This window comes from Mycolicibacterium thermoresistibile (genome assembly GCF_900187065.1).
Lineage (GTDB): Bacteria > Actinomycetota > Actinomycetes > Mycobacteriales > Mycobacteriaceae > Mycobacterium > Mycobacterium thermoresistibile.
Genome location: NZ_LT906483.1, coordinates 4648924 through 4672656, shown reverse-complemented (window position 1 = coordinate 4672656; position 23733 = coordinate 4648924). Strand labels below are relative to the sequence as shown.

At 68.4% G+C, this 23733-nt stretch carries 17 protein-coding genes; 9 read left to right on the top strand and 8 right to left on the bottom strand.

Annotated features, from left to right (window positions below; genetic code table 11):
* Positions 1 to 50: 50 nt before the first annotated feature.
* Positions 51 to 536, bottom strand: coding sequence for a hypothetical protein (locus tag CKW28_RS22195; protein ID WP_003927826.1), 486 nt, complete (start codon positions 534 to 536; stop codon positions 51 to 53).
* A gap of 51 nt (positions 537 to 587) precedes the next feature.
* On the opposite strand from CKW28_RS22195, the gene CKW28_RS22190 reads away from it, so the two are divergent.
* Positions 588 to 1505 carry a DNA-3-methyladenine glycosylase family protein gene (locus tag CKW28_RS22190; RefSeq protein ID WP_003927827.1) on the top strand — a complete coding sequence of 306 codons (918 nt, stop codon included), beginning with the start codon at positions 588 to 590 and terminating at the stop codon, positions 1503 to 1505.
* 108 nt (positions 1506 to 1613) lie between these two features.
* A complete protein-coding gene (gene dps / locus CKW28_RS22185; protein WP_040548506.1) occupies positions 1614 to 2159 on the top strand; it encodes a DNA starvation/stationary phase protection protein Dps in 546 nt (181 codons plus the stop codon).
* 62 nt (positions 2160 to 2221) lie between these two features.
* Here dps and CKW28_RS22180 read toward each other — a convergent pair whose 3' ends face one another.
* Together CKW28_RS22180 and CKW28_RS22175 are read right to left on the bottom strand one after the other, a co-directional pair.
* Positions 2222 to 3628 (bottom strand): chloride channel protein, encoded by a 1407-nt coding sequence (locus CKW28_RS22180; RefSeq protein WP_003927829.1) that lies wholly within the window; start codon positions 3626 to 3628, stop codon positions 2222 to 2224.
* 26 nt (positions 3629 to 3654) lie between these two features.
* The gene (locus CKW28_RS22175; protein ID WP_003927830.1) at positions 3655 to 4458 is read right to left on the bottom strand and encodes a PaaI family thioesterase; all 804 of its coding nucleotides are present in this window, start codon (positions 4456 to 4458) and stop codon (positions 3655 to 3657) included.
* Between the two features lie 61 nt (positions 4459 to 4519).
* On the opposite strand from CKW28_RS22175, the gene CKW28_RS22170 reads away from it, so the two are divergent.
* The 4 genes from CKW28_RS22170 (at position 4520) to CKW28_RS22150 (ending at position 14323) form a co-directional block, all read left to right on the top strand.
* Positions 4520 to 6604 (top strand): heavy metal translocating P-type ATPase, encoded by a 2085-nt coding sequence (locus CKW28_RS22170; protein WP_003927832.1) that lies wholly within the window; start codon positions 4520 to 4522, stop codon positions 6602 to 6604.
* Between the two features lie 414 nt (positions 6605 to 7018).
* Positions 7019 to 11611, top strand: coding sequence for a glutamate synthase large subunit (gene gltB / locus CKW28_RS22165; protein WP_003927833.1), 4593 nt, complete (start codon positions 7019 to 7021; stop codon positions 11609 to 11611).
* Entirely contained in the window at positions 11604 to 13070 is a 1467-nt protein-coding gene (locus tag CKW28_RS22160) for a glutamate synthase subunit beta (RefSeq protein ID WP_003927834.1), read from the top strand. The genes gltB and CKW28_RS22160 overlap by 8 nt, the downstream gene beginning before the upstream one ends.
* A 401-nt stretch (positions 13071 to 13471) precedes the next feature.
* Complete coding sequence (locus tag CKW28_RS22150) at positions 13472 to 14323, top strand: LLM class F420-dependent oxidoreductase (RefSeq protein WP_003927836.1); 852 nt, start codon at positions 13472 to 13474, stop codon at positions 14321 to 14323.
* Between the two features lie 76 nt (positions 14324 to 14399).
* On the opposite strand, the gene CKW28_RS22145 is transcribed toward CKW28_RS22150, so the two are convergent.
* Complete coding sequence (locus tag CKW28_RS22145; protein ID WP_435405799.1) at positions 14400 to 14963, bottom strand: helix-turn-helix domain-containing protein; 564 nt, start codon at positions 14961 to 14963, stop codon at positions 14400 to 14402.
* A 293-nt stretch (positions 14964 to 15256) separates the two neighbouring features.
* On the opposite strand from CKW28_RS22145, the gene CKW28_RS22140 reads away from it, so the two are divergent.
* Positions 15257 to 16174, top strand: a complete 918-nt coding sequence (locus CKW28_RS22140) for an alpha/beta fold hydrolase (protein ID WP_003927838.1) — start codon at positions 15257 to 15259, stop codon at positions 16172 to 16174.
* Between the two features lie 64 nt (positions 16175 to 16238).
* Here the strand turns inward: CKW28_RS22140 and CKW28_RS22135 are convergent, their stop codons facing one another.
* From CKW28_RS22135 to CKW28_RS22125, 3 genes are all read right to left on the bottom strand, one after another.
* A complete protein-coding gene (locus CKW28_RS22135; protein ID WP_003927839.1) occupies positions 16239 to 16583 on the bottom strand; it encodes a 9-bladed beta-propeller domain-containing protein in 345 nt (114 codons plus the stop codon).
* Positions 16584 to 16748: 165 nt separating this feature from the next.
* Positions 16749 to 18410, bottom strand: a complete 1662-nt coding sequence (locus CKW28_RS22130; RefSeq protein WP_003927840.1) for a SulP family inorganic anion transporter — start codon at positions 18408 to 18410, stop codon at positions 16749 to 16751.
* Entirely contained in the window at positions 18407 to 18784 is a 378-nt protein-coding gene (locus CKW28_RS22125) for an ArsR/SmtB family transcription factor (RefSeq protein ID WP_040548512.1), read from the bottom strand. The genes CKW28_RS22130 and CKW28_RS22125 overlap by 4 nt, the downstream gene beginning before the upstream one ends.
* Before the next feature lie 105 nt (positions 18785 to 18889).
* Between CKW28_RS22125 and CKW28_RS22120 the strand changes: the two genes are divergently transcribed.
* Positions 18890 to 19894, top strand: coding sequence for a PHP domain-containing protein (locus CKW28_RS22120; protein WP_003927842.1), 1005 nt, complete (start codon positions 18890 to 18892; stop codon positions 19892 to 19894).
* A gap of 93 nt (positions 19895 to 19987) precedes the next feature.
* On the opposite strand, the gene CKW28_RS22115 is transcribed toward CKW28_RS22120, so the two are convergent.
* The gene (locus tag CKW28_RS22115; RefSeq protein WP_040548537.1) at positions 19988 to 21211 is read right to left on the bottom strand and encodes an IS110 family RNA-guided transposase; all 1224 of its coding nucleotides are present in this window, start codon (positions 21209 to 21211) and stop codon (positions 19988 to 19990) included.
* 220 nt (positions 21212 to 21431) lie between these two features.
* Here CKW28_RS22115 and CKW28_RS22110 point away from each other — a divergent pair, with 220 nt between their 5' ends.
* The gene (locus tag CKW28_RS22110) at positions 21432 to 23696 is read left to right on the top strand and encodes a catalase (RefSeq protein WP_003924256.1); all 2265 of its coding nucleotides are present in this window, start codon (positions 21432 to 21434) and stop codon (positions 23694 to 23696) included.
* Positions 23697 to 23733 lie beyond the last annotated feature (37 nt).

Genomic DNA, 23733 nt, shown 5'->3' with positions numbered 1-23733 from the left:
CGCAGGTCGCGGGTGAACAGCGTGACGGCCGCCGACATGTCTGCCCGCCGTCAGCGTCGGCCGGAGTCCCCGGTGAGGAGGCGTTCCTGCTCGGGAGGTCGGGCGGTGTGGGCAGGGTGGCCGTGGGTGCGGCGGCGTTCCTTCATCTCGGCCTCGTACACGTGCCGGCGTCCCCGCATCAGCCGGTCCCGGATCTGCCGCTCGATGCCGCGGAAGCAGTCGTAGTAGCCGTCGTCGTAGTCCTCGACCACCTGGAAAGTCCACCGGCCCGGCAGCACATTCCGGCCGATCAGCTCGTGGTCGACCAGATCGGCGAGTTCGGGGTGACCGGCATCGGTGAGTTTGGCCACCACGTCGTCGAGCATCCCGTCGGCGCGGCCGGTGAGTTGGTGGAAGGCGTACAGATGACCGCGGGCCTGTTCGATGGTCTCCAGTGCCTCAGACATCAGACCGGCCGCCTCGACCGCGGTATCGTCGGCATCGGCCGGCCGCTGATGGTCGGGGCTCGGTTCGTCGTCGGTGTGCGCTGACTTCATACGGCGTAGCTACCCCGCCGACGGCACGGCAAAACCGAGGGGAGTCGTTGGGTGGACGCCGCCGTGCGCCGCAGCGTGGTCTTCGCCGGACCGGTCAGTCCCGGCCTCACGCTCGCGCCGTTGCGCCGCGGCCGCGGCGACCCGTGCCATCACGACAGCCCCGACGGGTCGATCTGGCGCACGTCGCTGATGGCCGACGGGCCGGTCACCGTACGGATCGCGCGGACCGGCGAACGGTCGGTGGAATGTCGGATGTGGGGCGCCGGGGCAACGGAATTCGCCGAGTCCCTGCCCGCGTTCCTGGGCGCCGACGACGATCCGTCCGGTTTCCGGCCGCACCATCCCACCCTGGCCGCCGCCGCCCGCCGGGTATCGCATCTGCGGCTCGGGCGGACCGGCCGGGTGTTGGAGGCGTTGATCCCGGCCGTCCTCGAACAGCGCGTGCACGGCGCCGACGCCCGCCGGTCCTGGCGGCGGCTCGTGACCCGGTACGGCAGCCCGGCGCCCGGTCCGGCCCCGGCCCACCTGCGGGTGCCGCCGTCGCCGGAGGTGTGGCAGCGGATCCCGTCGTGGGAGTACCACCGCGCCAACGTCGACCCGGGCCGGGCCCGCACCATCGTCGGGTGTGCCCGCCGCGCGGACGCGCTGGAACGGCTGACCACCGGCTCCGTCGAACACGCCCGCACCGGGTTGATGTCGCTGCCCGGGGTGGGGCAGTGGACGGCGGCGGAGACGTTGCAGCGGGCGTTCGGCGACGCCGACGCACTGTCGGTGGGCGACTACCACCTGGCCGCGATGGTCGGCTGGAGCCTGCTCGGGCGGCCGATCGACGATGCCGCGATGCTGGAACTCCTCGAGCCGATCCGGCCGCACCGGCACCGGGCGGTGCGGCTGTTGGAGGTCAGCGGTCTGGCCCGAAACCCGCGGTTCGGCCCGCGGATGGCGATCCCCGATCTGCGCGCCCTGTGAGCGGCGGGTGAGGGGCGTCCGACCGCGCCGGATCCGTGAGCCGTCCGGCGGTTACCGCAGCTGGATGTGGGGTATGCGTGGCGTCGACGCGAGAAGAAGGAGCTGTCGATGTCGAAATCCCATTACACCGTTCCGGGCATGACCGACAAGGACGCCGATCAGGTGATCGAACTGCTGCAGAAGCAGCTGAGCTGTTACAACGATCTGCACCTGACGCTCAAACATGTGCACTGGAATGTCGTGGGCCCGAACTTCATCGGCGTGCACGAGATGATCGACCCGCAGGTGGCGCTGATCCGCGGCTATGCCGACGAAGTGGCCGAGCGCATCGCGACGCTGGGCGGCTCGCCGAAGGGCACCCCGGGCGCGATCCTCGACGACCGCACCTGGGACGACTATTCGATCGGCCGGGACTGCGTGCAGGCGCATCTGTCCGCACTGGATCTGGTCTACAACGGTGTCATCGAGGACACCCGCAAGGCCATCGACGAGACCGAGGAACTCGACCCGGTCACCAACGACATGTTGATCGGGCACGCCGCGGAGATGGAGAAGTTCCAATGGTTCGTGCGCGCCCACCTGGAGAACGCCGGCGGCCGACTCCAGCATGAGGGTGCCACCACCGAGAAGCAGGCGGCCGCGAAAGCCCGCTGAGATCCCCCGATCAGGCCCGCGTCCTCGGTGACGCGGGCCTGACCGTTTGCCGAGCATCGATGTCAGGAATCCCCGCCGGCGCCGCGGCGGGCCCGTTCGGCGGCCGCGGATTCCCGGTCCATCCGTTGCGCCGCATAGATGGACACGTCGGTGCGGGTGATCAGCAGGTAGGCCAGGCCGACGGCCACCATCGCGCCGGGGACGACCGAGAAGGACCCGGTCATCTCGGCGACCATGAGCAACACCGCCAACGGCACGTGCGCGACGCTGCCGAAGCAGGCCATCATCCCGACCACCACGAAGACACCGGGACTCTCCGGCAGCCCGGGCGCGTCGACCGCCTCACCCAAGCGCCACAGCGCCGCCCCGACGAAGGCGCCGATCACCACCCCGGGCCCGAAGATCCCGCCCGATCCGCCGGTGCCGATCGACAGGCCGGTGGCCAGGATCTTCGCGAACGGCACCACCAGCACCAGCCACAGCGGCAGGGCCATCAGGGTGTCGGTGACGGTGGCCTTCTGCGCCCACCCGTAGCCGCTGGACAGTACCTGCGGCAGCGCAAGCCCCAGCAGACCGACCGCCAGCCCGCCGAGCGCGGGTTTGACGATCCGGCCGCCGGGCAGGTCCGCCGTCACCGCCCGGATGCCGTAGAACGTGCGCGCGTACAGGTAGCCGACGCCTGCGCTGAGCACGCCGAGCACCACGAACCACAGCAACAGGGCGGCGTGATCGAACCGGAAATCCGCTGCGACATGGCCGAAGAGCGGATCGAAGCCGAGGATCGAGCCGAACACCGCATAGGCGGCCGCCGAGGCGATGAAGCCGGGAACGAGCACCGTGTAGTCGAAGTCCTTGCGGTACCCGATCGACGCCGCGAGCACCGCGCCGCCCAGGGGGGCGCCGAAGATGGCGCCGATGCCGGCGCCGATGCCCAGCGACACCGCGATGCGCCCGTCGTCGTCGGACAGGTCCAGCCGGCGTGTCAGCAGGGAGCCGAAGCCGGCGGAGATCTGCGCGGCCGGGCCCTCCCGGCCACCCGAACCGCCCGAGCCGATCGTCAGCGCGCTGGCGACGGTCTTCACCACGATGGCGCGACCGCGGATCCGACGCGGATCGGTGTGCACCGCCTCGATCGCGTCGTCGGTGCCGTGGCCCTCCGCCTCCGGTGCGAATCGGGCGATCAGCCACGCGGACACCAGAGCGCCGGTGCAGGCGATCAGCGGGATCGCCCAGGGCCGCTGGAACCCGGCCGATCCGGGATCGCCGCCGTCGCCGACAGCCTCGGGGATGTCATAGCCGCCGAGGTGACCGAGCAGCAACCGGGTGCTGTAGTCGAGCGCGAGATAGAAGACCACCGCGCCGAGCCCGGCGATGACACCGATCACCACCCCCAGCAGCAGCCACCGGGGCAGATACCCCAGCCGGTTGACGTATCCCCCGATCCGTCCGCCGCCGGCGACTTCCCGCATGCGCGGATGGTAGCGGGCGCTGGACCTCAGCGATAGGCGGTGAGCCGCGCCATGATCGCCACGCGGCCGTCGGTGTCGACGGCCTCGGCCTCGCTGAGGGCGCTGCGCCGCCCGACCCGCCGGGCGGCGCCCCGATAGTGCGAATCAGGTCCGGTGCGCAGCGGCCGGAGGAAGTTGATCCGCAGCGACGCCGTCTGGAGGAGTTCGTCGGTGCGGCCGGCGTTCACCGCAGCCGCGCCGACCAGTTCCAGCGCGGCTGCCGACACCCCGCCGTGCACGATGCCCAGCGTGTTGTTGAGCACCGGGTCGGGCAGCTGGTGCAGCAGTTGTGCGCCGCCCTCCGCGGTGCCCACCCGAACCGCCATCATCTCGGCGAGATCCGTCGGCCGGGTCGTGTCCTCGGTGGCGGCGGGGTAGGGGACGTGTTCGTCGGGTGCGTCGATGTAGAACGATCGCACCGTCGCGGTGCCGACGAGCTGATCGCGGTGGGTGAGATCGCACCGGCTGAGCGCGGTGCCGGTGCGCGGACCGAACGGCCGGCCGGTGGCGAACACGGGTTCGTCGGGCGCCTCGGCCACCCGGTCCACCGCATCGGGGGTCAGTTCCAGGACGAGTTCGCTGGTGACGGTCCACTCCGAGGGGCCGCGGCGGATGTGGTTGACCACGCCGCCGATGTGGTCGACCAGCATCGCCAGCACCGCCAGTGTCGGGGTACCGGTGAGGGGATTGACCACCCCGCCGGCGGGGATGGAGCCCACACAGCGAGCAGGGTCGACGGTGACGGTGTCGACGCCGAATCGGCCCAGCGGTGTGTTCGGTGGATGTGGCATCGGCGTCAAGCTTTGCGGCAACGCCACACGCATATACCCCTTAGGGGTATAAGGTAGTGAGATGGTCGGCCCCGCGCACCACGGAACCGTCGCGGCAGACGGGCGCGCGCAGCACCTGACCGGGCGCGACCACCACCGGCACGGCCACGGGGATCACGCGGGCCATGTCGCCGAATTCCGGCGGCTGTTCTGGGTCATGTTGCTACTCGCCGTCCCGACGGTGGCGTTCTCCGGCATGTTCGCGATGATCCTGGGTTACCAGGTGCCCCGGGTCCCCGGCGCGCAATGGGTGTCACCGGTACTCGGCACCGTGATGTACGTCTGGGGCGGCCGGCCGTTCCTGACCGGTGCGATCTCGGAGATCCGTTCCCGCACACCGGGAATGATGCTGCTGATCGGCCTGGCCCTGACGGTGGCGTTCCTGTCGTCCTGGGGTGCGAGCCTCGGCGTGCTCGACCATCGGCTCGAGTTCTGGTGGGAATTGGCGCTGCTGATCGTGATCATGCTGCTCGGGCACTGGATCGAGCTGCGGTCGCTGGCGCGGACCACCTCGGCGCTCGACTCGTTGGCCGCGCTGCTGCCCGACACCGCCGAACGCGTTGAGCAGGGGCCGGACGGTGAGACGGTCACCGTCGTCGCGCCGGCGGACCTGCGGGTCGGGGACACCGTCATCGTGCGGCCGGGCGCCGGCATCCCGGCCGACGGGCGGATCATCGACGGTGTCGCCGACGTCGATGAATCGATGGTCACCGGGGAGTCGGTCCCGGTTCGGCGCGGCGTGGGGGATCGGGTGGTCGCCGCGACGGTGGCCACCGACTCCGGGCTGCGGATCACCGTGACCGCGGTCGGCGACGACACCGCGCTCGCCGGCATCCGGCGGATGGTCGCCGAGGCGCAGAGCTCGTCGTCGCGGGCGCAGCGGATCGCCGACACCGCGGCCGGCTGGCTGTTCTGGTTCGCCCTGGGCGCGGCGCTGCTCACCGCGCTGGTCTGGGCCGTTCTCCACCGGCCGGACTTCGCGGTGGTCCGCACCATCACGGTGCTGGTGATCGCCTGCCCGCACGCGCTCGGACTGGCCATCCCGCTGGTGGTCGCCATCGCCACCGAACGCGCGGCCCGCGGCGGAGTGCTGATCAAGGACCGGATAGCGCTGGAGAACATGCGCACGGTCGACGTGGTGCTGTTCGACAAGACCGGCACGCTGACCAAGGGGCAACCCGCGGTCACCGGAATCACCGCGGCCGGTGCTCACTCCGAGGAGGACGTGCTGCGGCTGGCCGCGGCGGCGGAGGCGCCGTCCGAGCATCCGCTGGCACGGGCGCTGGTCGCCGCGGCGCAGCGGCACGGCACAGATCTCCCGCCCGCCACCGACTTCGCCTCCACTCCCGGGCTCGGGGTACGGGCCCGCGTGGCAGGCCGGACGGTCCGGGTCGGCGGTCCACGGCTGCTGGCCGAGACCGGTCAGACCGCGCCGGCCGGCAGCGAAGGGTGGCGGGCCCGCGGATCGACCGTCCTGTACGTGCTGGTCGATGACATGATCGCCGGAGCGGTGGCGCTGGCCGACGAGATCCGCCCGGAGTCCCGTCCGACCGTCGACGCGCTGCACCGGCAAGGCATCGACGTCGCCCTGATCACGGGCGACGCGCGCTCGGTCGCCGAATCGGTGGCCGCCGAGCTGGGCATCGACCGGGTCCTCGCCGACGTGCCGCCCGAACACAAAGCCGCCAAAGTCGTGGAGCTGCAACGAGAAGGCCGTCGGGTCGCCATGGTCGGGGACGGCGTCAACGACGCGCCCGCGTTGGCCCGGGCCGACGTCGGGATCGCGATCGGGGCGGGCACCGACGTCGCGATCGCCTCGGCCGGTGTGGTCCTGGCCGGCTCGGATCCCCGCTCGGTGCTCTCGGTGCTGCAACTATCCCGGGCCGCGTACCGGAAGATGAAGCAAAACCTTTGGTGGGCCGCGGGTTACAACCTGATCGCGGTTCCGCTGGCGGCCGGTGTGCTGGCCCCGGCCGGGTTCGTCATGCCGATGTCGGTGGGCGCGATCCTGATGTCGTTGTCGACCGTGGTGGTGGCGTTGAACGCCCAACTGCTACGGCGACTGGACCTGCGTCCGGAGCAGAGCCTGGCCGCGGCCCGCAGATAGCGATTCCTAAGAATCTGGCAAGGCTTTCTGCAAACAAATTCGTGACGGTTGACGCAGGTGGCACACGGGTAATCCGAGATGTGGGCAAAATCGCACTGGTGAAATCCCCGGCATTCGGACAGGCACGCGCATCGCCGTCCGAATCTGTTTGACTACGAAAACTGCACCCGGACTTCCACATTCGGTACGCGGCCGCGACCAGCGCCGATCAGGCGGGCATCAGTCCCGAATTCAATTAGGTTCATCTAAGTTGGCGCGCAGGCCGGTTTTTGCCTTATCGTTTTCATCACCCGTGGTGAGTGGGACATACCAGCCGTTCAGTGCTGCACGGAGGCACCTTCCTCGCCAGGCTGGATCGCCGTCGTCTCGGCGGTAGCCAGGCTTCATAACGCTTTCGTGAAGGGTCAGGTGGGAATGACGCCCAAGGCTCAGGGCCTCTACAACCCGGCATTCGAGCACGACGCATGCGGCGTGGCCATGGTGGCCGACATGTACGGCCGTCGTAGCCGCGACATCGTCGACAAGGCCATCACCGCGCTGCTCAACCTCGAGCACCGCGGCGCGCAGGGCGCCGAACCGAACACCGGCGACGGCGCCGGCATCCTGCTGCAGGTACCCGACGAATTCCTGCGTGCCGTCGTCGAGGAGCAGGGGGATTTCGAACTGCCCCCGCCGGGCAGCTACGCCACCGGCATCGCGTTTCTGCCGCAGTCGGCCAAGGACGCCGCCCAGGCCTGCGACGCGGTGGAGAAGATCGTCGAGGCCGAGGGACTGACCGTCCTGGGCTGGCGTGAGGTGCCGATCGACGACTCGTCGCTGGGCGCCCTGGCCCGCGACGCCATGCCGACGTTCCGGCAGCTGTTCCTCGGTGGGGCAACGGGAATAGACCTGGAGCGGCGCGCCTACGTGGTGCGCAAGCGTGCCGAGCACGAACTCGGCACCAAGGGCCCGGGCCAGGACGGTCCTGGCCGGGAAACCGTCTACTTCCCAAGCCTTTCCGGTCAGACCTTCGTCTACAAGGGCATGCTGACCACGCCGCAGCTCAAGGCGTTCTACCTGGACCTGCAGGACGAGCGGCTGACCAGCGCGCTGGCCATCGTGCACTCCCGGTTCTCCACCAACACCTTCCCGTCCTGGCCGCTGGCCCACCCGTTCCGGCGGATCGCCCACAACGGGGAAATCAACACCGTCACCGGGAACGAGAACTGGATGCGGGCCCGGGAGGCGCTCATCCGCACCGATCTGTTCGGGGGGCAGGACCTGGAGAAGGTCGCTCCGATCTGCACCCCGGGCGCCTCGGACACCGCACGTTTCGACGAGGTGCTCGAACTGCTGCATCTCGGGGGCCGCAGCCTGCCGCACGCGGTGCTGATGATGATCCCCGAGGCGTGGGAGCAGCACGAGTCGATGGATCCGGCCCGGCGGGCGTTCTATGAGTTCCACGACTCGCTGATGGAACCGTGGGACGGCCCGGCGTCGGTGTGCTTCACCGACGGCACGGTGATCGGCGCGGTGCTCGACCGCAACGGCCTGCGACCCTCCCGGATCTGGGTCACCGCCGACGGCCTGGTGGTGATGGCCTCGGAGGCCGGTGTGCTCAACCTCGATCCGGCCACTGTGGTGCGCAAGATGCGGCTGCAGCCGGGCCGGATGTTCCTGGTGGACACCGCCCAGGGCCGCATCATCGACGACGAGGAGATCAAGGCCGAATTGGCCGCCGAACACCCCTATCAGGAGTGGCTCGATGCCGGCCTGTTCCCGCTCGACGAGCTGCCGCAGGGCGATTACCAGCGGATGCCGCACCACCGGGTGGTGTTGCGGCAGCGGGTTTTCGGATACACCTCCGAGGAGCTCAACCTGATCGTGGGCCCGATGGCCCGCACCGGGGCCGAGCCGCTCGGGTCGATGGGCACCGACACCCCGATCGCGGTGCTGTCGCAGCGGTCGCGGCTGTTGTTCGACTACTTCCAGCAGATGTTCGCCCAGGTGACCAACCCGCCGTTGGACGCCATCCGCGAAGAGGTGATCACCAGCCTGCAGGGCGTCATCGGACCGGAGGGCGACCTGCTCAACCCGGGTCCGGAATCCTGCCGGCAGATCGTGTTGCCGCAACCGATCCTGCGCAACCACGAACTGGCCAAGCTCATCAACGTCGACCCCGACCACGAGGTCCGGGGCCGCAAACACGGGATGCGTGCCGCGGTGGTGCGCTGCCTGTTCCCGGTCAACCGCGGCGGGCAGGGGCTGAAGGAAGCCCTGGACCGGGTGCGGGCCAAGGTGTCCGCGGCGATCCGCGAGGGCGCGCGGATCATCGTGCTCTCCGACCGGGAGTCCGATGAGCAGCTGGCGCCGATCCCGTCGCTGTTGAGCGTCGCGGCGGTGCACCATCACCTCGTCCGCGACCGCACCCGCACCCAGGTCGGCCTGGTGGTGGAGGCCGGCGACGCCCGCGAGGTGCACCACATGGCGGCGCTGATCGGCTTCGGCGCGTCGGCGATCAACCCGTATCTGGCGTTCGAGTCCATCGAGGACATGCTGGACCGGAATCTGCTGGAGGGGCTGGACCGCGAGACCGCGCTGAACAACTACATCAAGGCGGCCGGCAAGGGCGTGCTGAAGGTGATGTCGAAGATGGGCATCTCCACCCTGCGCTCCTACACCGGTGCACAGCTGTTCCAGGCCATCGGCATCAGCCAGGAGGTGCTCGACGAGTACTTCACCGGGCTGAGCTGCCCCACCGGCGGCATCGACCTGGACGACATCGCCGCGGACGTGGCCCGCCGGCACGAGCTGGCCTATCTGGACCGGCCCGAGGAGTGGGCGCACCGCGAACTGGAGGTCGGCGGCGAATACCAGTGGCGCCGGGAGGGTGAGTACCACCTGTTCAACCCGGACACGGTGTTCAAGCTGCAGCACTCGACCCGCACCGGTCAGTACGAGATCTTCAAGGAGTACACCAGGCTCGTCGACGACCAGAGCGAGCGGATGGCCTCGCTGCGCGGTCTGCTCAAATTCAAGGAGGGCGTCCGCCCGCCGGTGCCGATCGAAGAGGTCGAACCGGCCAGCGAGATCGTCAAGCGGTTCTCCACCGGCGCGATGAGCTACGGCTCGATCTCCGCCGAGGCGCACGAGACGCTGGCGATCGCGATGAACCGGCTCGGCGCCCGGTCGAACTCCGGTGAGGGCGGCGAGCACGTCTCCCGGTTCGATCCGGACGACAACGGTGACTGGCGGCGCAGTGCGATCAAGCAGGTGGCGTCCGGCCGGTTCGGCGTGACCAGCCACTATCTGACCAACTGCACCGACATCCAGATCAAGATGGCCCAGGGCGCCAAGCCCGGTGAGGGTGGCCAGTTGCCGGGTAACAAGGTGTATCCGTGGGTGGCCGAGGTGCGGCACTCCACTCCGGGGGTCGGGCTGATCTCCCCGCCGCCGCACCACGACATCTACTCCATCGAGGACCTGGCGCAGCTGATCCACGACCTGAAGAACGCCAACCCGCAGGCGCGGGTGCACGTGAAGCTGGTGAGCGAGGCCGGTGTCGGCACCGTCGCGGCCGGCGTCTCCAAGGCGCATGCCGACGTGGTGCTCATCTCCGGCCACGACGGCGGCACCGGCGCCTCGCCGCTGACCTCGCTCAAGCACGCCGGCGCGCCGTGGGAGCTCGGCCTGGCCGAGACCCAGCAGACGCTGCTGCTCAACGGGCTGCGGGACCGCATCGTGGTGCAGGTCGACGGGCAGCTCAAGACCGGCCGCGACGTGGTGATCGCCGCGCTGCTCGGCGCGGAGGAGTTCGGATTCGCCACCGCACCGCTGGTGGTGTCCGGGTGCGTGATGATGCGGGTGTGCCACCTGGATACCTGCCCGGTCGGGGTGGCCACCCAGAATCCGGTGCTGCGGCAACGGTTCACCGGCAAGCCCGAATTCGTCGAGAACTTCTTCCTGTTCATCGCCGAAGAGGTCCGCGAATACATGGCGAAGATGGGCTTCCGCACCGTCAACGAGATGGTCGGTCAGGTCGGCATGCTCGACACCACCCGCGCCGCCGAACACTGGAAGGCGCACAAGCTGGACCTGTCGCCGGTGCTGCACCAACCGGAGTCGGCGTTCATGAACCAGGACCTGTACTGCAGCTCCCGGCAGGATCACGGCCTGGACAAGGCGCTGGATCAGCAGCTGATCACGATGTGCCGGGAGGCGCTGGACAACGGTACGCCGGTGCGATTCAGCACCACGATCGCCAACGTGAACCGCACCGTCGGCACCATGCTCGGCCATGAGGTCACCAAGGCCTATGGCGGCCAGGGACTTCCGGACGGAACGATCGACATCACCTTCGACGGATCGGCCGGCAACAGCTTCGGCGCGTTCGTGCCGCGGGGCATCACGCTGCGGGTGTACGGCGACGCCAACGACTACGTCGGCAAGGGGCTGTCCGGCGGGCGGATCGTGGTGCGGCCACCGGACAACGTCCCGGAATCCTTTGTCGCCGAGGACAACATCATCGCCGGAAACGTGATCCTGTTCGGCGCCACCAGCGGTGAGGTGTTCCTGCGCGGTCAGGTGGGGGAGCGGTTCGCGGTGCGTAACTCCGGTGCGCTGGCCGTCGTGGAAGGCGTCGGCGACCACGGCTGCGAGTACATGACCGGTGGCCGGGTCGTCATCCTCGGTCCGGTCGGCCGCAACTTCGCGGCCGGGATGTCCGGCGGCATCGCCTACGTCTACGACCCCGACGGTGTGTTGCCCGGACGACTCAACCGGGAGATGGTCGAACTGGAATCCCTCGACGACGAGGACCGCGAGTGGCTGCGCGGGTTCATCGCGGCCCATGTGGACGCCACCGATTCGGCCATCGGCCAACGAATTCTGAACGACTGGGATGAACACGTGACACATTTCGCGAAGGTCATGCCGCGCGACTACAAGCGCGTGCTGACCGCCATCGCAGAGGCCGAGGCGTCCGGCGCGGATGTCGACGAGGCGATCATGGCGGCCGCCAATGGCTGATCCACGCGGCTTCCTCAAGATCACCTCGCGGGAGACTCCGCAGCGGCGCCCCGTGCCGCTGCGGCTGCGGGACTGGAAAGAGGTCTACGAGGACTTCTCCGACGACGTGCTGCGCCGGCAGGCGTCCCGGTGCATGGACTGCGGAATCCCGTTCTGCCACAACGGATGCCCGCTGGGTAACCTGATCCCGGAGTGGAACGACCTGGTCTACCGGGACCGGTGGCGCGACGCCATCGAGCGGTTGCACGCCACCAACAACTTCCCGGAGTTCACCGGGCGGCTGTGCCCGGCGCCCTGCGAGGCGTCCTGCGTGCTGGGCATCAATCAGGATGCGGTGACCATCAAGCAGGTCGAGGTCGAGATCATCGACAAGGCCTTCGATGAAGGCTGGGTGGTGCCGCTGCCGCCGAAGAAGCTGACCGGCAAGAAGGTGGCGGTCGTCGGGTCCGGTCCGGCCGGGCTGGCGGCGGCCCAGCAGCTCACCCGGGCCGGGCACGCGGTGACGGTGTTCGAGCGGGCCGACCGGATCGGCGGGCTGCTGCGCTACGGCATCCCCGAGTTCAAGATGGAGAAGCGCCATATCGACCGCCGGCTGGAACAGATGACGGCCGAGGGCACCGAGTTCCGCACCAAGGTCAACGTCGGGGTGGATCTGCCGGTCGAGCGGCTGCGCGCCGAGTTCGACGCGGTGGTGCTCGCCGGGGGCGCGACCGCGTGGCGGGATCTGCCGATCCCGGGCCGCGAACTCGACGGCATCCATCAGGCCATGGAGTACCTGCCGTGGGCGAACCGGGTGCAGTTGGGAGACCCGGTGGTCGACGAGCACGGTGAGCCGCCGATCACCGCCAAGGGCAAGAAGGTCGTCATCATCGGCGGCGGCGACACCGGTGCGGACTGCCTCGGCACCGCGCACCGCCAGGGTGCGGTCAGCGTGCACCAGTTCGAGATCATGCCGCGCCCGCCGGAGACCCGCGCCCCGTCGACACCGTGGCCGACCTATCCGCTGATGTTCCGGGTCTCGTCGGCCCATGAGGAGGGCGGCGAGCGGGTGTTCTCGGTCAACACCGAGGAGTTCGTCGGCCGGGACGGTCGGGTGACCGGGCTGCGGGCGCACGAGGTCACCATGGTGAACGGCAGATTCGAGAAGGTCGAGGGCACCGACTTCGAACTCGAGGCGGACCTGGTGCTGCTGGCCATGGGTTTCGTCGGGCCGGAGCGGGAAGGCCTGCTCACCGATCTCGGGGTGGAGCTGACCGACCGCGGAAACGTGGCTCGGGACAAGGACTTCCAGACCAGCGTGCCCGGGGTGTTCGTCGCGGGTGACATGGGGCGGGGTCAGTCCCTGATCGTGTGGGCGATCGCCGAGGGGCGGGCCGCCGCGGCCGGTGTGGACCGCTACCTGATGCGCCGGACCGCGCTGCCGCGGCCGATCGAGCCGACTGCCGCACCGCAGCGGTGAGCAGGGCGCCGGAACATCACCGGTAACTTCGGCCACATTTGTCGGCGTGCCTCATGGCGTTTGCCGTCGCAACCGGATCTAATGGAAAAGGTGGGTCGTGCGGTAGTGTGGACCCACGGCACAGCTATTCGCCTACCGCAGGGGTGGTTCTCGTGTTCCGCAACCCGTTGACCCGATCCAGAATGGGACGAATCGCCTGGTCACTGCTTCGGCATCCGGTCAAGAGCCGGGAGTTCCCGGCGAAGAACGAACGCCTGATCACCGCCGACGAGCTACTTCGCTACGGCTACTGAGGCGGTCTGGCACCCGGCGGGCGGCGGCCCGTCGCACCCTTTGCGGTCCGATGTCGTGGCAGGCGAATGGCAGGACCCTGACGTGGCCGGCGGGTAGCGTTGGCAGCCATGCAGTTCGGATTCAAGACGTCGCCGCAGAACACCACCTGGCAGGACATGCTCTCTGTCTGGCGCGCCGCCGACGACATCGACGTCTTCGAGTCGGGCTGGACCTTCGATCACTTCTATCCGATCTTCTCCGATCCCACGGGACCGTGCCTGGAGGGGTGGACCACGCTGACCGCGCTGGCGCAGGCCACCACCCGGCTCCGGGTGGGCGTGCTCGTCACCGGTATCCACTACCGCCATCCGGCCGTGCTGGCGAATATGGCCTCCGCCCTCGACATCATCTCGGCCGGGCGGTTGGAACTGGGCATCGGCGCCGGCTGGAACGAGGAGGAGTCGGGGGCGTACGGCATCGAACTCGGCACCCTCAAAGAACGCTTCGACCGTTTCGAGGAGGCGTGTCAGGTGCTGATCAGCCTGCTCAGTCAAGAGACCACGGACTTCGACGGCGCGTACTACCGACTGAAGTCGGCGCGTAACGAGCCGAAGGGGCCGCAGCAGCCGCATCCGCCGATCTGCATCGGCGGCAGTGGTGAGAAACGCACCCTACGGATCACCGCGAAGTACGCCGACCATTGGAACTTCGTCGGCGGACCGCCCGAGGAGTTCGCGCGCAAGCGCGATGTGCTCGCCGCACACTGCGCCGACGTCGGCCGGGATCCACGGGAGATCAGGCTGTCGGCGCACGTCCGGCTCGGCGAGGACGGCGACTGCCGGAAGGTGGTGGACGAGGCGGCTGCCCTCGCTTCCGAAGGATTGGATCTGGCCATCGTCTACCTGCCGACTCCGCACACCCCGGCGGTGCTGGAGCCGCTCGCCGAGGCGATCCGCGACTCCGGGTTGCCGGCCCGATAACGCGGTGGTCGGCTGCGGCTGACCGGTTGTCACGACGCGAAGCGGTGACAACCGGACAATTCACTGTTCAGGGCAGTCAGTCACCGGCCGTCAACAGGTGTGCGCGCTCACCCTCGGGTCCGAACAAGGTGAGCAGTTCGGCGGGCTCTGGTCCTGCACTGCCGATCCAGTGGGGTATGCGGGTGTCGAATTCGGCGACCTCTCCCGGGTTGAGCAGCAGTTCCTGCTCCCCCAGCACGAACCGGACACGGCCGTTGAGAACGTAGAACCACTCATAGCCCTCGTGCGTTTGAGTCTGCAGCGGCGTCGTCATTGCCCGGTCTGCCGGCGGGTACACGATCTTGTAGGCCTGGATTCCACCGGCCCGTCGTGTCAACGGGATGACGGTCAACCCGAAACGCCGGATCGGTCGCAGATGTATACGCGGATCACCGGTGAGCGGTGCTTGCACCAGGTCGTCGATCGGCACGCCGTGTGCGCGAGCCAACGGAAGCAGTTGCTCCAGGGTCGGCCGGAGTTTCCCGTTCTCCAGCCGCGACAACGTGCTCTCGGACAGACCGGTCTCCGTGGCGAGCGCCGCCAGCGTCACGCCCCGTGACCGACGGATCGCACGCAAACGAGGCCCGACTCCAGCCAGCACGTCCTTGTCACCTCGATCCACGTGGGCAATTTTGCAGATCTGCAATTTTTCTTGCAAGCAGTTCAAGGCCCGTGCTGCCATCGAGGGGTCGACAAGCCCACGGAGGTAGGTCAGTGACTGCACGAGAACGTGAGGAGCGCATCGGTGCCGAAGCGGCCGCCGGTGGCCGTCTGAACACTGCGCGGCGGCGTGGCCGAGCACGATGGACCCTCGGTGTGACGATGGCGTCGGTATTGCTGGTGAGCGGCTGCGTTGGGGGAGCGTCACCTTGCCAGAACGCTCCCGGTGCCGCGGTGGTGGATACAGGTGCCCATGCGTTCGACTCCGCCACCCGCGACGACGACGAATTCAACCGCCTGTTCCGCCATGAGTTCGCCGATGTCGACGGTGTGAGGATGCACTACGTGACCGGCGGGAGCGGCGATCCGTTGGTCCTGCTGCACGGATGGCCACAAACGTGGTACGCCTGGCGCGGGATCATTCCCGCACTGGCGCAGAAGTACACGGTGTACGCGTTGGACCTGCCCGGACTGGGCGACAGCGAAGGCGCCCCGCCGAGCTACGACAAAGCCACGCTGGCCAGGTTCGTGCATCGTCTGCTGGCCGACCAGCTCGGCCTGCGGTCCATCAGGCTGGTCGCCCATGACCTCGGCGCCGGCGTCGGATTTCAGTACGCGGCGCAATACCCGACCGAGGTCAGCAAATACGCCCACTTGGACTACCCACTCCCCGGCCCCGCCCTGAGCGCGGCACGCTATCGGGAATTCAGTTGGCACATGGCCTTTCACCATCAGCCGAGGGTCCCTGAAGCGGTCGTCGCCAACGACGTGCGCGAGTACCTCGCCCTGTTCTACCCCTACGTCGCATACGGCGGGACGAGTTTCGGCGGGCCGGGCGCACAGTCACCGTTCACCGACGAACAGGTCGACGAGTTCGCGCGCACCTACAACCGGCCCGACGTCCTCTCGGGGGGATTCGACCTGTACCGGACGCTGGACCAAGACGAACACGACAACGTGGCGGCCGGCCCCATCACCACGCCCACGCTGCTCATGACCGCCGAGGGATTGCTCGAATCCACCCGGCTCACCGTCGAACCCCGGATGGCCAACATCACCAGAGCCGTAGAGGTCCCCGGAGCGGGGCACTGGCTTGTCGAGGAGAACCCGGCGTTCGTCACCAACGAGCTCTTGACCTTCCTCGCCGACTGAACCGACACCGGAGATCCGACCCATCGAAGGAGGCCTCCGGCGGCCGGCTGCGGCTGACCGCTTGTCACGGCGCGACGAGTGACATCAGTTCGGTGGCGTCGTCGGAGAGCCGGACCCGGGGTGGTGTTCGCCCGCCAGACGCGACCGAAGGTATCGGGTTGTTCGGGTAGCCGCCAGAGGTTCCGCAACGGGTCAGGTCGGCGGCGCGCAGCACGACCGGGGCGCCGGGGTTGTTGACCGCCGGGACCGCGACCTCTCCGTCGGTGGCGAGAAAGTAGGCGTGGTCATCGAGATGGCCGATGAACGGATCTGAACGTGCTGGATGGTCTTTCGTGGCGATACGGCTGTCGGGAGGCAAACCCAGCTGACTGATGGACGTTTGCCATCCCGGCACCGGCGGCACACGCATAGAGGCACAAGTAAAGCCGCGATCGAACCAGCCGTGAGTCCACCGCGTCGCCGACGAAGTCGAAGAGCCCCACGAGACCACCTCTTCCGTTCGCCGGGAGCCTGTCAGTGCTCGAGTGGGGTCCTGGACACCAATGTCGGGGAGTGGATGTCTGTCCGCCGCCGACTATGAGGTGGTCCGGGCCGTCTGCTGGCGTGCGACGTGGCTGCGCGCGTGCTCGATGGCGTCCTCGAGCGAGTCGATCAGATGCTTCTCGTGCCGAAGCGACTCGAAGACACCGACATTGGACAGCAGCTTGGAGTGCTCGGGCTGAACTCCCTTGATGATCACCGTGATTCCACGCCGCTCGAGTTCGGTGGCTATCTGGGCCAGCGAGTTCGCCCCGGTCGCGTCCAGGGTCCCCAGTTGTGACAACCGGATGATCACCACCGAGATGTCATCGGCCTCGATCTCCGAGATGGTCGACGACATCCGTTCGGCCACACCGAAGAACATCGACCCCTCGAGCCGCAGCAGCGCGATCCTCTCATCGCCGGGCTGCGGTTCTCCGGGCAGTTCCTCCCTGGTCACACCCGACCGGCGGGCCACATTGCGCAGCGCGAAGAACGCCGCGACGAGCACACCGATCTGCACCGCCTCGATCAGGTCGAAGGTGATCGTCACCAGCGCCGTCAGGACGAACGTCAACGCATCGGACCGGGTCGAACGCAGGATCCGCCGAGCGGTGTGCAACGACACCATCCGGAACGACGTCACCATCAGCACACCGGCCAACGCCGACAACGGAATGGCCGACACCGGGCCGGTGGCCAGATACACCACCGCGAGCAGAACCAGGGAATGCACGATCGCCGCCAGGCGCGTGCGGGCACCCGAGCGCACGTTCACCGCGGTGCGGGCGATCGCGCCCGTCGCCGGCATCCCGCCGAACAGACCCGATGCCACCGACGCCATGCCCTGTCCGACCAGCTCCCGGTCCGGGTGGTACGGCCCCGTCGCCGACATCGTCGCCGCGACCCGCGCGGACAGCAGCGACTCGATCGCCGCCAGCGCCGCGATGGCCAACGCGGCGCCGAGCAGGGTCTGCATGGCGCCCATGTCGGCCTGCGGCAACACCGGGGTCGGCAGCTGCGACGGCAACTCCCCGATGGTGGCCACCGAGATGCCGAACACCGTGACGATCACCGTCGCCGCCACCACCGCCGTCAGCGACTCCGGAATGCTGCGGTGCAGCCGCGGCAACACCACCATCAGCAGCGCGACCAGGCTCACCACGCTCAGGGTCTTCACCGCCGCGGTCCAGTCGGCGTGCGTCACCACATGCCAGGCCGCGACCAGCGTGCGTTGCCCCGCCGGCGCCTCGGTCGCGAACGCCGCCGGCACCTGCTGCAGGAAGATGATCGCCGCGATGCCGAGCGTGAACCCCTCGATCACCGGCCACGGAATGAATGTGACCGCGCGCCCCAACCCGGTGATGCCGGCCGCCAGCACGATCAACCCGGCCAACACGGTGACCAGCGCGATGCTGGTCAGCCCGTGCTGGGCGACGATCGGCGCCAGGATGACGGCCATGGCGCCGGTGGGCCCGGACACCTGGATGTGGGAACCGCCGAACACCGCGGCCACCAGGCCGGCGACCACCGCGGTGATCAGGCCGGCGGCCGCCCCCACGCCTGAACTGATGCCGAAGGCCAACGCCAGCGGCAGGGCCACCACGCCGACGGTGATGCCGGCGAGGATGTCACGCCGCCACGACCGGGGCAACTCGGCGTAGTCACGGCGGCTGGGCAACAGCCGTATCAGATTCTCTTTCGCAGTGGCGATCACTGTGACCGTCCCAATGGTGGAAGTCGTTTGAACGTCTCCAGCTGATCGCGCTGTGCGCCGAGGGTGTCGGCCAGGAAGGTGCGCGCGATCACCAGCAATTCGGAGATCTTCGGATGTGTCAGTTCGTAGAACACCGCGTTACCCACGCGCTGCGCGCGAACCACATGATGTCGTTTGAGCACGGCGAGGTGCTGTGAGAGCAGGGTCGGTTCGATCGCGGTGTCGGCGAGGATGTCGCTCACCGGGGTGGGTTCGCCGGAGGCGCAGAGGATTTCGAGTACCCGGATCCGGGCGGGATGGGCCAGCGCCTTGAACAGGTTGGCCTTGATCTCATACAACGGCCGTTCGGGGCCGTCGGACACGGAACTGGGCACGCGAAAACCAACACCTTTGTGATTTGATCAGTTGATGAATTGAACAAAACCTCAATCCACTGTACCGGCGTGGGCAATCTGCCGCAAACCGAGCACACTGGGGGTATGGACCCGGCGACGGCACTCCGGCAGGTGGCGTACTACAAGGACCGCGCCCGCGAGGACCCGCGGCGGGTGATGGCCTACCGTCGCGCCGCCGACGTCGTCGACGCGCTCAGCGACGCCGAACGGGAACGGCACGGCCGCGCCAACAGCTGGCAGTCGCTCCCGGGCATCGGACCCAAGACGGCCAGGGTGATCGCCCAGGCCTGGGCCGGACAGGAACCCGACGTCCTGGTCGAATTGCGCGAAGCCGCGGCCGACCTCGGCGGCGGCGACCTCCGGGCCGCGCTCAGGGGCGATCTGCATCTGCACTCCAACTGGTCGGACGGCTCCGCCCCGATCGAGGAGATGATGCGGACCGCCCGTGAGCTCGGTCATGAATACTGTGCGCTCACCGACCACTCACCGAGGCTCACCATCGCCAACGGACTCTCCGCGGACCGGCTGCGCCACCAACTCGACGTCATCGACGAACTGCGGGAGAAGTTCGCGCCGATGCGCATCCTCACCGGGATCGAGGTCGACATCCTCGAGGACGGCTCCCTGGACCAGGATCCCGACCTGCTCGAACGGCTCGACGTCGTGGTCGCGAGTGTGCACTCCAAGCTGTCGATGGACGCCGACGCGATGACGCGTCGGTTGCTCCGGGCCGTGACCAACCCGCTGACCGACGTGCTCGGCCACTGCACCGGCAGGCTGGTCAGCGGAAACCGCGGCCTGCGCCCGGAATCCCGGTTCGACGCCGAGAAGGTGTTCACCGCCTGCCGGGACCACGGCACCGCGGTGGAGATCAACTCACGTCCGGAACGCCGCGATCCGCCGACCCGCCTGCTGAACCTGGCCGGCGACATCGGATGTCTGTTCGCCATCAACACCGACGCGCACGCGCCGGGCCAACTCGACTTCCTCGGCTACGGCGCCCAGCGGGCGCTGGACGCCGAGCTGCCCGCCGAACGGATCGTCAACACCTGGTCCGCCGACCAGCTGTTGGCCTGGACCGACGTTTAGTTCCCACCCGCGCGGGGAAGAAGGCGCGCAACGGCCGTAGGCCGGGCGGCCCCGCGTGGGGCGGAACAAGCAGGAGGATTCTCAATGAGGTTGTCAAGCCGCTGCGGCGGCAGTAGGCGTGGTGGGTTGATAGGTCGTGTGGTCGCGCAGCATTGCCCACAGAACATTGAGACGCCGACGTGCCAGGGCCAGGACGGCTTGGCTGTGGCGTTTGCCTTCGGCGCGTTTGCGGTTGTAATACGTGCGCGAGGCGGGGTCGGATCGAATGCTAGACAGCGCCGACAGGTAGCAGACGCGCAGCAGGCGCCGGTTGTAGCGGCGGGGTCGTTGAAGGTTGCCGCTGATGCGGCCGGAGTCACGCGGTACCGGAGCCAGGCCGGCGACGCCGGCGAGGCGGTCGACGGAGTCAAAGGCACTCATGTCTCCGCCGGTGGCAGCGAGGAATTCGGCGCCGAGCGTGACGCCGAAGCCCGACATGCTCACGATAATTTCGGCGTGGCGGTGGCGGTGAAACCGCTCCTCGATCATCGCATCGGTGTCGCCGATTTCGGTGTCGAGGGCCATCACCTCCTTGGCCAAGCGGGCAACCATGGCCGCAGCGAGTTGTTGTCCGGGTATGACGGTGTGTTGAGCGTGAGCGGCCTGCAGGGCTTTGGCCGCGACGGCATCGGCGTTGCGGGCCTTGCGTTTACCCAACCAGACTGCCAGTCGAGCAGCACCGGCTCGTCGCAGCCCATCGGGAGTTTGATAGCCGGTGAGCAGCAGCAACGCGGCCTTGCTGGTGCTGTAGTCGAACGCGCGTTCCAGGGCTGGGAAGTATTCGAGCAGCTGGGCACGCAGTCGATTGATCGTGCGGGTGCGATCAGCCACCAGATCGGTGCGCCGGCTGGTGAGGATGCGCAGCTCCACTGTGATGTCATCTCCGGGGCGCAGCGGTTGCAGATCGCGGCGCATCCGGGCCTGATCCGCAATAACGGCGGCATCTTTGGCGTCGGTCTTACCCTCCCCGCGGTAGCTGCCCGAGGCGTGGTGCACGGTGCGGCCGGGGATGTAGAGCAGCCGCTGGTCAGCGGCGATCAGCAGCGTGATCAGCAGGGCCGCACCGCCAGCGTTGAGATCGATGGCCCAGGTGACCTCACCGCCGTCAGCCATGGTTGCGACAGTGCTGATCAACTTCAACAGAGTCGCTTCGTCGTTGGCTACCCGCTGCGAGAGCAGTCGCTTTCCCTGCGCATCGATGACCACGCAGAAGTGGTCCGATTTCCCAGCATCGATACCCGCCCAAACAGCTTGTGTCACTACCGCCTCCGTGCTCATCACCATTTCCACCAGCCCGGCAGACGACCACGCCGTCGTGTCCTTACACAGCGATCGAATCGCATCTCTCAATTAGCGGTCGAGTCGTCGCGGGACAGCGGGCGGCCAATCCTCCTCGGCCATCAAGGGCTGACCAATGAAAGCCATACCCGCTGTCCCTGGGTGAATCGAAGCCTAAGGCCAGCGGCCCCGAACACCCTCCAAGAAAGGTAAGGATCCGATGGCTGACAGCAACGCGCCCAAAGACGCACTCAAACAGGCCAAGGGAATGGCCAAAGAAGTCGTGGGAGCGGTGACCGGCCGCGACGACCTCGTCGACGAGGGCCGGGCCGAACAGGGCAAACGGGTCCGCCCCGATCTGGCCGGAGCGCCGGCCCCGCAGCCGCCGTCCTTCGAGGAGCCCACCGAGCCGCGGCCACCGTTGCCACCCAAGCCCGATCAGGGCGCACCCGAACTGCGCAGCGCCACCGGGACCCCGGCGGACGGGCCGGCCGACACCCGGGCGCAGCAGGGTCGGTACCTGACCACCGCGCAGGGCGCCCGTCTCTACGACACCGACCACTCGCTGAAGGCCGGCGACCGCGGACCCACCCTGCTGCAGGACCACCACTTCCGCGAGAAGATCACCCACTTCGACCATGAGCGCATCCCGGAGCGGGTCGTGCACGCCCGCGGCGCCGGCGCGCACGGCGTGTTCCGCGCCAACGGCGCGGCCGAGAAGATCTGCAAGGCAGAGTTTCTGAAGTCCGGCGTAGAGACCGAGGTCTTCGTGCGGTTCTCGACGGTGATCGGCAACCGCGGATCGATGGACACCGCCCGCGACACCCGCGGCTTCGCCACCAAGTTCTACACCGGCCAGGGCACCTTCGATCTGGTCGGTAACAACATCCCGGTGTTCTTCATCCAGGACGGCATCAAGTTCCCCGACGTCGTGCACGCCGCCAAACCGCATCCGGACCGGGAGATCCCGCAGGCGCAGACCGCCCACGACACGTTCTGGGACTTCTTCTCCCTGCACACCGAGTCGGCGGCGCACACCATGTGGGCCATGTCCGACCGGGGCATCCCGCGCTCCTACCGGACGATGGAGGGGTTCGGCGTCAACACCTTCCGGCTCATCGCACCGGACGAGACGACCTCACTGGTGAAATTCCACTGGAAGCCGCGCCTCGGGGTGCACTCGCTGATCTGGGAGGAGGCCCAGATCATCGGCGGGGTGGATCCGGACTTCCACCGTCGTGACCTCGCCGACGCGATCGAGGCCGGGGCCTTTCCGGAATGGGACCTCGGCGTGCAGGTGTTCCCGGACAATCCGGAGCAGATGTTCGAAGGCATCGACCTGCTCGATCCGACCAAGATCGTGCCCGAGGAACTCGCCCCGGTGCAGATCATCGGTACCCTGCAGCTCAACCGCAACGTCACGAACTTCTTCGCCGAAACCGAGCAGGTGGCTTTCCACCCCGGTCACCTGGTGCCCGGCATCGACATCACCGACGACCCGCTGATGCAGGCCCGGTTGTTCTCGTACCTGGACACCCAGCTGCTGCGGCTCGGCGGGCCGAACTTCGCGCAGATCCCGATCAACCGTCCGCACGCCCCGGTCAACGACATGCTCCGGGACGGCTTCCACCAGCACGGGGTCCATGCCGGAGTGGCTCCCTACCAACCGAATTCACTGGACGGCGGGTGTCCGTTCATGGCGTCGGCGGAGACCGGCGCGTTCATCGAGGCGCCGCATCCGCTGCCGGCCTCGGCGAAACGGCGGGCCAACCCGGCGACCTTCGACGATCACTTCAGCCAGGCCACGCTGTTCTACCGCAGCCTGCACCCGGTCGAACAGGCCCACGTGGCCGCCGCGTTCAGTTTCGAGATCGGAAAATGCTACGAGCAGACGATCAAGGAGCGGGCGCTCGCGGTGCTGGCCAACATCGACGCCGAACTGTGTGCCACCGTCGCGGCGGCGCTGGGGCTGGAGGCGCCGAGGCCGAGCGTGCCGCCGGTGGATCCGGAGACGCTCAGCCCGGCGCTGTCGCAGCTCGGCAGCACCTGGCCGATCGAGGGCCGCCGGGTCGGCATCCTCACCGGGCCCGACACCGACGTCGCCGCGGTGGCGACGCTGGTCGAAGCGCTGCTCGCCGCCGATCTGGTCCCGCACGTCACCGCCGTCCACGGCGGGGAACTGGGCAACGGGGAGGTGAGCGTGCCGGTCTCCCGCACGTATCTGACCGGACGGTCCGTGGAGTTCGACGCCATCGTGGTGGCCGGTTCACCGGCCGACATGCGGGCCCGGATCATGGTCGACGAGTCCTACCGCCACCTCAAGCCGGTGGCGGTGCTGCCGGCGGGGGAGAACCTGGTGACCGCGGCCGGGGTGCCCGTCGACACCGCCGGAGTGGCGTTGGAGTCCGATCCGGCCCGTGCCGCCTCAACTCTCATCACCGCACTCGGTGCGCATCGGGTGTGGGACCGTCCGGTGCGCAACTGAGGCGCTGATTCGGCGATCCGGCGATTCGGGCGGGGTC

Excerpts from the sequence above, each read along its gene's own strand:
- CKW28_RS22195 (WP_003927826.1), bottom strand. The coding sequence starts at position 536 with ATGAAGTCAGCGCACACCGACGACGAACCGAGCCCCGACCATCAGCGG.
- dps (WP_040548506.1), top strand. The coding sequence starts at position 1,614 with ATGTCGAAATCCCATTACACCGTTCCGGGCATGACCGACAAGGACGCC.
- CKW28_RS22180 (WP_003927829.1), bottom strand. The coding sequence starts at position 3,628 with ATGCGGGAAGTCGCCGGCGGCGGACGGATCGGGGGATACGTCAACCGG.
- CKW28_RS22175 (WP_003927830.1), bottom strand. The coding sequence starts at position 4,458 with ATGCCACATCCACCGAACACACCGCTGGGCCGATTCGGCGTCGACACC.
- CKW28_RS22170 (WP_003927832.1), top strand. The coding sequence starts at position 4,520 with ATGGTCGGCCCCGCGCACCACGGAACCGTCGCGGCAGACGGGCGCGCG.
- gltB (WP_003927833.1), top strand. The coding sequence starts at position 7,019 with ATGACGCCCAAGGCTCAGGGCCTCTACAACCCGGCATTCGAGCACGAC.
- CKW28_RS22160 (WP_003927834.1), top strand. The coding sequence starts at position 11,604 with ATGGCTGATCCACGCGGCTTCCTCAAGATCACCTCGCGGGAGACTCCG.
- CKW28_RS22150 (WP_003927836.1), top strand. The coding sequence starts at position 13,472 with ATGCAGTTCGGATTCAAGACGTCGCCGCAGAACACCACCTGGCAGGAC.
- CKW28_RS22135 (WP_003927839.1), bottom strand. The coding sequence starts at position 16,583 with ATGCGTGTGCCGCCGGTGCCGGGATGGCAAACGTCCATCAGTCAGCTG.
- CKW28_RS22120 (WP_003927842.1), top strand. The coding sequence starts at position 18,890 with ATGGACCCGGCGACGGCACTCCGGCAGGTGGCGTACTACAAGGACCGC.
- CKW28_RS22115 (WP_040548537.1), bottom strand. The coding sequence starts at position 21,211 with ATGAGCACGGAGGCGGTAGTGACACAAGCTGTTTGGGCGGGTATCGAT.
- CKW28_RS22110 (WP_003924256.1), top strand. The coding sequence starts at position 21,432 with ATGGCTGACAGCAACGCGCCCAAAGACGCACTCAAACAGGCCAAGGGA.